6 protein-coding genes are annotated in these 10,531 nt (G+C 60.5%); all 6 read right to left on the bottom strand.

Features of this window, described 5'->3' with window-relative positions:
- Nucleotides 1-8: 8 nt before the first annotated feature.
- Nucleotides 9-2,420 carry a TonB-dependent siderophore receptor gene (locus I9H09_RS15910; RefSeq protein WP_122324166.1) on the bottom strand — a complete coding sequence of 804 codons (2,412 nt, stop codon included), beginning with the start codon at nucleotides 2,418-2,420 and terminating at the stop codon, nucleotides 9-11.
- A gap of 206 nt (nucleotides 2,421-2,626) precedes the next feature.
- Nucleotides 2,627-4,867, bottom strand: coding sequence for a TonB-dependent siderophore receptor (locus I9H09_RS15905; protein WP_236502236.1), 2,241 nt, complete (start codon nucleotides 4,865-4,867; stop codon nucleotides 2,627-2,629).
- 305 nt (nucleotides 4,868-5,172) lie between these two features.
- Complete coding sequence (locus I9H09_RS15900) at nucleotides 5,173-6,837, bottom strand: cyclic peptide export ABC transporter (RefSeq protein WP_122324170.1); 1,665 nt, start codon at nucleotides 6,835-6,837, stop codon at nucleotides 5,173-5,175.
- A gap of 68 nt (nucleotides 6,838-6,905) precedes the next feature.
- Entirely contained in the window at nucleotides 6,906-7,772 is an 867-nt protein-coding gene (gene pvdO / locus I9H09_RS15895; RefSeq protein WP_122324172.1) for a dihydropyoverdine dehydrogenase, read from the bottom strand.
- Nucleotides 7,773-7,820: 48 nt separating this feature from the next.
- Nucleotides 7,821-9,104, bottom strand: a complete 1,284-nt coding sequence (pvdN, locus tag I9H09_RS15890; protein ID WP_122324174.1) for a pyoverdine-tailoring periplasmic protein PvdN — start codon at nucleotides 9,102-9,104, stop codon at nucleotides 7,821-7,823.
- Nucleotides 9,097-10,491 carry a pyoverdine-tailoring dipeptidase-like protein PvdM gene (gene pvdM, locus I9H09_RS15885; protein ID WP_122324176.1) on the bottom strand — a complete coding sequence of 465 codons (1,395 nt, stop codon included), beginning with the start codon at nucleotides 10,489-10,491 and terminating at the stop codon, nucleotides 9,097-9,099. Before pvdM ends, pvdN begins: the two co-directional genes overlap by 8 nt.
- Nucleotides 10,492-10,531: the final 40 nt, after the last annotated feature.

Here is a 10,531-nt window from a genome sequence, read left to right as displayed (position 1 = left end):
CGGCGCTGTTAAAAGTCACCACGCAGGGTCAGGACGTAGTTGCGCGGGTCGCCGTAGTAGTTGCCGCGGTCGATGTCGCCGGTGGCCTTGTAGTATTTATGATCCAGCAGGTTGTTGCCGTTGAGGGCCACCGACCAGTGTTCGTCGATCTTCCACGAGGCCCGCGCGTCCCAGATGGCGCGGCCGGGGTTGTCGATGCGCTGGGTTGACTCATGTTCGGAGTAGCCGCTTTGCGCCGACACACCGCCGCCAATGGTCAACCGGCGCCACGCGCCGGGCAAGTTGTAGCTGCTGGACAGGCGCAGCATGTGACGGGGTGTTTCTGCTGAAATCGACTGGCCGTCGCTGCCGCGAGTGAGGTTGAAGGTGTAACCCGCCAGGGTCTGCAGACCCGGTAACGGTTCGCCACTGATTTCCATGTCGATACCCTTGCTGCGCCGTATATCACCATTCAGATAGCAGGTGCCATAAGCATCATTGCTCAGGCACTGTCCCGCATTGGCGTTGTCCTCGATGGCCACGTCTTTCTGTTTCACATAGAACAGCGCAAAAGACACGTTCAGGCGTTTGTCGAACAGCTCGCCTTTGACGCCGGTTTCATGGCTGGCACCGATGGCCGGGTCAAGGAATGCGCCGGATGCGCTGCGATAACCGCTCTGCGGCAGAAAGATATCGGTGTAGCTGGCGTACCACGACCAGTCGCGGTTCAGGTCGTAGATCACACCCAGAAACGGCGTGACCTGGTTGTCTTCCTGGGCGCGGGTGGTCACGCCAGCAGACTGGCTTTGGTAGTCATACCAGCTGAGCCGGCCACCCATGACCAGACTCAACGACTCCGTCAGGCTCAGGCGCAGGTTGCTGTACACGCCATAGCGCTTGTCGCTGTAATCGGTGCTGCGCCAGGCCGGGCGCGCAGGCTCTGCAATTGCATCGTGATCGACGTTGAAGATGTCCAGCGGCTGATTGGCGTTGAGCGTGGCGTAACGGGAATCGCGCTTTTGCTCGGACCAGTTGCCGCCGACGGTCAGCTGATGCGTCAGGCCAAACGCATCGAAACGGCCGTCCAGATGGCTGTCGAGCCCGTTACTATGGATGTCGTCCGAACGGAACAGGGTCCTGACCAGTCGCGAACCGCTCTGCGTCGCCGGATCGATAGCCCCCTGTGCGTAGGCGACTTTCTGATCGAACGCGCCATCGGAGTGGGTCGCCGACAGCGTGCCGCTCCAGTTCTCGTCAAAGCGGGTTTGAAGCTCGCTGAACACCTCGTCGGTCCGGGTCTGGTGGCGATTCCAGTCCTGAGCCAGGGACGTGGAGCGCTGCAGCTCGATGGCCTTGCCGTTGCTGTAGCGAGGCAGGCCGAAAATCGAAAAGCCCTTGGTATCCGCGCTTTGGTGGCGCATGCCAAGCGTCAGTGTGGTGTCTTCGGTGAGGTCTGTTTCCAGAATGCCGTACAGCAACGGCGCAGTTTTTTTCAGGCCGTCGATGAAGTAGCCACGGTCTTCATAGGACGTCACAAAGCGCCCGCGCACGGTGCCTGAATCGTTGAGTTTGCTGCTGCCGTCCATATCGACGCGGTACTGATCCCAACTGCCCGCACGCGTGGTGATCGAGAGTTGTGGCATTGCGGTAGGTCGCTTGCGCACCAGATTGACCACGCCCCCGGGGTTGCCTGCACCGATCAGCAACCCGGCAGCACCGCGCAGCACTTCTACGCGGTCGTAGATTTCCATGTCCGGGGTCATCCAGCCGGTCACGCTGTAGCCCTGGCCGGCCACGCCATCTATGGTGTAGCTCTCGTCCTCCAATGCAAAGCCCCGCGAACTGAACACGTGAGAGCCAAAATTGCGTTGTGAAAAGGTGATACCGGGCGTTTGCGCCATCACCTCGTCCAGACCGGTGAGGTTCTTGTCGTTCATCAACTGACGAGTCACGACGGTGACGGACTGCGGGGTTTCGCGCAGCGATTGTGTTGTCTTGTTGATGCTCACCCCGGTGGAGGTGTATGAAGCGCTGCCTCCGGTGCTGATGCCGGCCTGATTGGCCTTGATCGCGACCGGGTCGAGGTTCATAGGCTGCGCAGCTGCCGGGACGCGGAGAATCAGTGTGTTGGCCTTGAGGTTATGCGCCACATCAGCTTTTTTCAGCAGGTCCGTGACCGCTTGCTCAGGCGTCAGCCTGCCGTGTACGGCGCTGCTGAACTTGCCGCTCACGTCGTCGGGGTTGTAAAGGATTTGCAGGTCGCTTTGTCGCCCCAGCTCTTTCAGGGCGCTGCTCAAGGCTTGCGCGGGGATATCGAACTCGAACTCTTCAGCCAGGGCTTCACCCTGCACACTCAACGCCAGCGTCAGACCCACACTGCCCAGACGCAGGCCGAGCGTTTTCACGCGACCTGTGCGCAGACGGCTGGAGGATGTTTGCATGGCGGGGATGACTCGTTGAAAGGGATAGCGAAGGATAATGCATTTGCGTCAGTTTGGTCGTGCGTAGAGCTCTGCATCACAAGTCGAGACCGCGCCGACAGGACGCAGAGCGTCCGCAAAGGCATGCCCACGACGATGGTGTCCCTCTGGATACCTATCGTTGCGCACCCTCCAGCGAGGGCGCGATCCTGGCAGACGGACTCAGATCAGAAATCCCCCCGCAAGGTCAGGACATAGCTGCGCGGTTCGCCGTAGACGTTGGAGCGGTCTGTGGCGATCGAGGTGCTGTAGTACTTGCGGTCGAAGAGGTTTTCGGCGTTGAGCGATACCTTCCAGTTTTCGTCCAGTTTCCACGACGCTCTGGCATCCCAGATGGCTTTTCCGGCTACGCCCAGCTGTTTGTTGAACGGTACTTCGTAGCCTGAATCTGCCGACACACCGGTGCCCAGCGTCAGGCGGTTCCAGGCGCCAGGCAGGTTGTAGCTGGTGTTGAGGCGCAGTATGTGTTTCGGCGTTTCGTAAGCTACATCCGAATCACCGTTATTGCGCAGCATGTTGAAGGTATAGCCGCCGAACACTTGCAGCCCCGGCAGCACTTCGCCGCTGGCCTCGACATCGACGCCCTTGCTGCGGCTGATGCCGTCCTGCAGGTAGCAGGAGCCGTCGGAACTGGTAGGACACGTTGTAAGAGTATCCTGGGCCGCGAGATCGACAGCAGCGACATCTTTCTGCTTTATATAGAACAGCGCCATCGACAGGTTCATGCGCTTGTCGAACAGCTCTCCCTTGAAGCCGGTTTCGTAATTGGAGCCGATGGCCGGGTCCAGTGGCGAGCCGCCAGCGGTGACGTAGTTGGCCTGCGGGGTGAAGATGTCGGCATAGCTGGCGTACCACGACCAGCTGTCGTTGATGTCATAGATAACACCCGCGAAGGGCGTGAATTCCTGAGTCTGTTTAGACTCGTAATCCTTCGCTGCACCGGTTTTGACGTCGTATTTGTAGTCATACCAGCTCAGTCGAGTGCCCAGCACCACGCTCAACGGCTCGCTCAGGTGAATACGCGTGTTGGCATACAGGCCCGCACGTTCTTCGGTGGTGTCGATGTCGGTTTGCCAGGCCGGACGGGCTGGTTTGGCGAAAGCGTTGTGGTCGACGTCGAAGATGTTGATCGCCGTCCGTCTCGTCGCCGTCGCCTGATGCGTGTTGGCCTCCTGCTTCGACCAGTCGGCACCCAAGGTCACCTGATGTTGAAGGCCGAACGCGTTGAAATTGCCTTCCAGCTGGCTGTTCAGGCCGACGCTGTCGACCTCATCCTTGCGAAACAGAGTGCCCTGAAAGTTGGAGCCCGCCAGCGTCGTAGGGTTGACCGCTCCTCGCGCGTAAGCAATAGCCTGGTCAAACCCACCCTGCGAATACGTCAAAGACGTGCGGCTGGTCCAATCCTCATTGAAACGGTGCGCGACTTCGGTAAACACCTCGGTCATGTCGCTTTCGAGACGATTCCACTTCTGCGCCAGATTGGTCGAGCGCGACAGCTCCAGCGACTGGCCGTTGCTGTAGCGCGGCAGGCCGTAGATCGAGTAGCCGTTGATGACTTGTTCCTGGCGACGCAGGCTCATGGTCAGGGTGGTGTCCTCGTTCAGGTCGGCTTCGACGATGCCGTACAGCAGTGGCGTGCGGCTGTCGCGGCCGTCCAGATAAGACCCGCTGTCATCGTAGGCCGCCACCATGCGCCCGCGCAGCGTGCCCGAATCGTTGAGCTTGCCGCTGCCGTCCAGATCGACACGGTACTGATCCCACGAACCGGCGCGGGTAGTGATCGAGAATTTGTTGTCGGCGGTCGGGCGCTTGCGCACCAGATTGACCGCACCACCGGGCTGGCCCGCACCGACCAGCAGGCCTGACGCGCCGCGCAGTACTTCCACGCGGTCATAGATGGCCATGTCCGGCTGCATCCAGCCGGTGATCTGATAACCCTGACCGCCGATGCCATCGACCAGGAAGCTTTCCGCCAGCAGCGAGAAGCCGCGCGAGGTGTACACATGGCCGCCGAAGTTACGGTACTGGAACGTGATGCCTGGGGTATCTTCCAGCACTTTGCTCAGGCTATTGAGGTTGTTGTCATCCATGACCTGCCGAGTCACCACGCTGACCGATTGCGGTGTTTCACGCAGTGACTGCGGCGCGCCCTTGCCGATACTGACCGCGCCGGTAGTGTAAGAACCTGTACCGTCAGTGGTCGTACCCAGGTACTGCGAGTCGATCGCAGTCGGGGCCAGATTGACCGTACCCGTCGTGGTCGATCCGTCTGCAGCGTTTTCCTGCGCCTGCGTGGTGACCGGCATGCAGAGCGCAAGGCCCATGGCCGCTATTGACGGCCGGGAGCAGAACATCTGACTGAGCATCAACGCTTTGCTGAGCGGGGTGAGACGTGACGGGTTGTGCATGAATTGGCTCTTTCCAGTGGGTATCGGCAAGGAGATTGGAAGCGTTGTGCAGGTCTGCGCAGTCGGGTTCAGCCATCGACAGGGCAAGCGAAAGCAACTTTTTTATAGAGCGCCGCATGGGGAAATGGCTGACACGCAGTTCGCTGTTAATGAGAACGAAAGCGAATAACGTTTATTTAATGATTTTTTCACAAACCGCGGAAAAAGATGGCGCTTGGCTATCTTATGTCGTCGGCAGGGTTGCGCTGGACAATAAAAAGCCCCGCTCGCGGGTTGACCGGGCGGGGCGTTTCACTGCGCCGGAATCAGGCGGGCGCAGCTTCGCTCTGAACCTGCTCGACCTGAATCTGCCCGGTCTGCATACGCACTAGCTGGTCGGCGATGTAGAAATAGCGGTCGTCGTGAGAGATGACGATGATGGTCTTGCCCTGCTGCTTCAGTTCCGGCAGCAGTTCGGTGTAGAACACGCGCCTGAATGCCGGGTCCTGATCGGCGGCCCATTCATCGAAAACCAGCACTTGGCGCTCGTCCAGCCACGCGTTGATCAGCGCCAGACGCTTGCGCTGGCCGGTGGACAGGTCGGTGGTGGTAAACGCACCGTCCTTGATGCTGACCTTGTGCGCGATGTCCAGACGATCAAGGTATTTGCCGGCGTCCTGCGGCAGCGCAGCCTCGCCTTGCAACGGCTCGTCGAACAGGTAGTAGTCGGCAAAAATCGTGGTGAACAACTGGCGGTAGTCATCCAGGTTTTCCGGGGTGACGCTCTGCCCATTGAGGCGGATCTCGCCCTGTTGCGGCTTGTACAGGCCCAGCAGCAGCTTGATCAGGGTGGTCTTGCCACAGCCGTTTTCGCCGACGATGAACACGATATCGCCCTGTTTGATGCTCAAATCGACCGGGCCAAGGTGAAAAGCATCGCTGCCCTCGACCGGTGGGTAGTCGTAGCGCAGGTTGTGCAGCTCCAGCGTCTGCATATTGGCCAGCGAGTTGGGGCGGTCGCTGACCAGCAGGTGGGGTTCGGGACTGGAGAACTTCCAGGACAGTTCGGCGATGCGACGCATGGCGATCTGCGCACGGCTGATGCCGGGCAAGGCGGTAATCAGGCGTTCCAGCGGGCCTTTCATGTACAGCATCACCAGCACGAAGCCACCTAGCACGGTTTTTTCAGTGGTCGGCCACATGGCCTGGAAAGCGATGGCGATGCCGATTACGGCAAAAAACAGCATCGAACCGAAGGTTTCCGCGCTGACAAATATGTTGGCGGCGCGAATGTTCGAGCGGCAGATGTTTTCGGTGGCACCGTGAATCTTCTCGTCGAGCATATGCTGGCGACGCTTGCGCTGAATGCGCAGTTCCTTGGCACCTGCCGACAAGGCCTGATAGTGCTTCTGCAATTCGTCTTCGCTGTTACGCGCGGCTAGAATGCTACGCATGCCGAACGCATGGGCCAGGTATTGCGCGCCGGTGCCGAGCACCACGGTGAGCACGGTCAGTGCCAGAATTTGCCACGACAACAGCGCCAGATAGGTCAGGCAGCCGAGGGTGACGGTGAATGAGATGACCATCGGCGCGACCGACAGGGCGAAGGTACTGATGGTATTGACGTCATTGAGCAGCACCGGGATCAGGCGGTGCGAGCGATAGCGCTCCAGTTGCTCGATGGGTGCGACCAGCACCTTGGCGGCCAGCTCGCGGCGTAGGTTGGCAACGACGCGCTGGCCGACGTAGTTGGTCGACAGGTTGGACAGTGTCGAGCATGCCAAGGTCAATACACATAAGCCGGCGAACAGCAGCGCGGTCTGCGTATTTGGGCCGCCGGGCATGTTCAGCGCATTGTTGATGGTGGCCAGCAGGCCGGTGACGCTCAGCCCACTGACGATGCCCAGCACGGTCGACAGCGCCACCAGCCACCAGAACGGCTTGAGGATCCTCAGGGTTTCCCTGGCGAGGCTTTCAGTTTTGCGGGTCATGGTGTGTCTCGTCAGTGTCCGTGAGTGCCGTTCGCGTACGTCGCAGGTGGCGGGGCGTATTGAATCCATCAGAGGTCGCGGACGACCCGGAAGCCCAGCCAGTCGCCACGTACGTCGGGCTGGCGGCTGTTGCGGTTGCCGGAGCGCGAGAAGATCGGCGCTTCGGTCCAGTCGTTTCCACGAATCATTTTCCAGGTGCAGTCACCGGCCAGCCACGCGCTGCCGTCGGTGGGTGCGCCGTTGTAGTTGCTGGTCTCGCAATCGGCGGTCCATTCGTAGACGTTGCCGTGGGCGTCGTAGATGCCGAAATCGTTGGGGCTGTAGCTGCCAGCCGGCGCGGTGTAGCTGAAACCGTCTTCCGGGCCGTAGGTATTGGCGTGCCTGGCGATGCTGTAGGGCTTGCCTTCATCCATCGGGAACGGGAACGAACCCTTGCTGCCACCGCGTGCCGCGTATTCGCGCTGGGCTTCGCTGACCATGTGATAGGACTTGCCGGTCTTTTTCGACAGCCATTCGACATACGCTTTGGCTTCGTTCCAGTCCATGCACACCGCTGGCTGGCGTGGGCTCAGCGGGTAGCGTGGCTTGCCGGCCTTGCACTCGCGGCCCGGACGGGTGTCGCCGTCCGGCATTTTGTAACCGGAGCTTTTGATATAGGCGTCCCATTCGCCGGCCAGTACCTGAAACTGGCTGATGGCGAACGGTTTGACGAAGGTCACGTCATGCAGCGGGCCTTCGTCAGGCTGGCGGCCCATTTCTTCCTCGGGCGCGCCCATGGTGAACGTGCCCGCAGGCAGCACGACCATTTCCGGGCAATCCTTGCAGTCCTTGAATGTCTTACCGGGCGCGGGTACCGAGACGGGCGTGGCGGCGAGGGCGGTGCCTCCAAGTAACAGGCCGAGCAGGGCGGAAAGGGACAGCAGTGTTTTTTTCATGACGGGTCTCGATTGAAAGCGGAAAACAGGTGATTCAGTGCGTGCGCGTCAGGCGCGCTTGCCGAGCAGGGCCATGAAGCGGTCGATCTCGGCTTCGTTGTTCAGCAGTCCCGGCGCGGTACGTACCACCGGGCCTACGTCGCGGCTCACGGCATCGACGACCATGCGCTGCTTCATCAGCCAGGCAGCGACCTCGTCGCTTTCCTGACCCTTGAGCCGGAAGAAGCTGAAGCCCGCCGACAGCGCCGGGTCCATCGGTGTGACCAGTTCGACGTTGGGCTGAGCCTTGAGGCGCTGCTTGAGGTAGCTGTTGAGCTCGTGAATGCGTGCCTGCACGTCGGCTTTGCCCAGTTGCAGGTGCAGCTTGAACGCCTCGTTCAGGGCCCAACGGTGTTCAAACGAGTGATAGCCGCCGGGCGTCATGATCGTGCTGAAACCTGTGGCTTCCGAAAACGTCGGGATCAGCGGTGTTAGGTCTTTCACCTGCTCCGAGCGGGCGCAGACAATGCCCGTGCCGCGCGGGCCAAACATCCACTTGTGAGTGCCGGCGACATAGAAGTCACACTTCATGTCCGGGAAGTCCAGGTTCTCGACGCCAAACCCGTGTACACCGTCGACCACATATAGAATGCGGTCTTTGTCGTCACGGTTGCGGTTATGTTCTTCGACCAGGTCACCGATGGCCCCGATAGGCAGCTTGACGCCGCTGCCGGACTGCACCCAGGTCATGCCCAGCACGCGCGTCTTCGGCTGAATGCTGCGTGCGATGGAACCGATGATTTCGTCCGCCGACACGCTCGCCGGGTCTTTGAACAGGCGAATCTTGCGCACCTGCGTGCCGTCGCGCTGCTGACGGAATTTGAGAATGTCGCGGGTGCAGGAATGCTCGTGCTCGGTGGTCAGGATTTCTTGGTCCGGGCGCACATGAATGCCGCCGTAGATGATCGCCAGCCCCTCGGTGGTGCTGCCGGTCAGGGCGATCTGACCGGGTTGCGCGTTCAGGTACTTGCCCGCCCAGACGCGAACCTCGTGTTCGCGGCGCTCAGTCTCACCCAGGTCCCAATCCATCGCCAGACCGGGGTTGCGGTCGATGTGCGCGCGATGCTGTTCGATAGCTTCCCGGACCGGTTTCGGGTGCGAGGTGACCAGAAAATTGGAAAGGTGGACGTAATCCGGGTCCTGATCGAACAACTGTTTCAGGCGCGCCCACTTGTCTGCCGCCATCGGCTCTGGGGTGGCGGTTGCTGTTGCTGCCGTTGCCAGGCTGGAGCCCAGTGGCAGGGCTGCGGCCAGCACGCCAGCCTGCTTGAGAAAGGTTCTGCGGTCAGTCATGAGCGTTTTCGCCTGATGGTCGGGGAGCGGCGTTCGAGAGGTTGGTTTGTCGCGCATTTGCACGCGCAGAAGCCTGAACCTGCTCCCAGACGCGCAGGAAGTTGCCGCCCCAGAGTTTGGTGATGTCGGCTTCGGCGTAACCGCGTTCGATCAGCTCGGCGGTCACGTTGCGGACCTCGCTGACGTCGTTGAAGCCTTTCACGCCGCCGCCATCGTTGAAGTCGGAACTGATGCCGACATGGTCGATACCGATCTTCCTGACGGTGTAGTCGATGGCGTCGACGAAATCCTTGACCGTGGCCTTGGGTTCTTCCTCAAGAATCGCGTACAGCTTGCTGGCGTAGGCGCCGAAGCGCTGTTCGGGCCAGACGGTGATGATCGGGTCGCCGGGCATCAGCGCCATGGCCAGATTCGGCAGTGGCGGCAGGTCAAAATCCTTGCGCAGGGCGTTGAGCTTCTCCAGGGTTTTCTGGGTCAGTGGCTTCAAATACGCCGGGAACGCCACGATCTGCACCACGCCGCCGCTCTGTTTGATGAGCTGCATTTCCTCGTCACTGACGTTGCGCGGGATGTCCACCAGTGCGCGCGGTGCCGAGTGCGAGGCGACCATTGGCGTGCGGCTCAACTGGCTGACCTGCAGCAGCGCCTTGCTCGACATCTGCGACACGTCGATGATCACGCCCAGGTCATTCAGGCGCTGCACGGCTTGCTTGCCGATCTCCGACAAGCCGCCTAGCGCGTCAGGTGTGTCGTTGAGAAAGGGCAGGGGACGCGAAGAGTCGGCCCAGCTGTTATTGCCGACGTAGCTGAAGCCGAACATGCGCATGCCGCGCGCCGTCCAGTGGTCCAGCAGGCTCAGGTCATCACCCAGCGGGTAGGCGTTGAGCATACTGATGAAGATCGCAAACTTGCCCTCGCCGTGCAGGCGACGCATGTCGTCAGGGGTGTAGGCAATGCCGACCTGATTGGGAAAGTCGCGAACCATGCCGGTGATGATTTTGTAACGCACTTCCTGTTGATGGCGCGCTTCGTCGACAAAGCCGGGTGTCGGTCGATGTGGGGCGTTGTCACCATTCCAGATTTCCGGCCAGCCGAACACTGTCAGTGCTGCTCCGGACAGGCGTCCGCGTGCGCTTTTCACCAAGTTGAACTGCCCTGAACCGTCCTTGTCGGCCTCGTTGCCCTCGCTGCCGAACTTCATCGGCACGGTGATGTGACCGTCGAAGGAAATGATCCGCTCTTGCAGGTCGTCAGCCTGCTTCATCACTTTGACCGGGTAACCGGCTGGCGACCAGTAATTCCAGGCTATAAAACCCGCGCCTGCACTGATTACCAAGGCCAGCGGCAAGCCGATGAAGAGAGTCTTTTTCCAACGCGGTCTTGTCATTTCCGTCTCGTTTGATTAACCGTGGCACAGCCTGCGACGG

Source organism: Pseudomonas tremae (assembly GCF_023278125.1).
Taxonomy (GTDB): Bacteria; Pseudomonadota; Gammaproteobacteria; order Pseudomonadales; family Pseudomonadaceae; genus Aquipseudomonas; species Aquipseudomonas tremae.
This window is presented reverse-complemented; position numbering and strand designations above follow the sequence as displayed.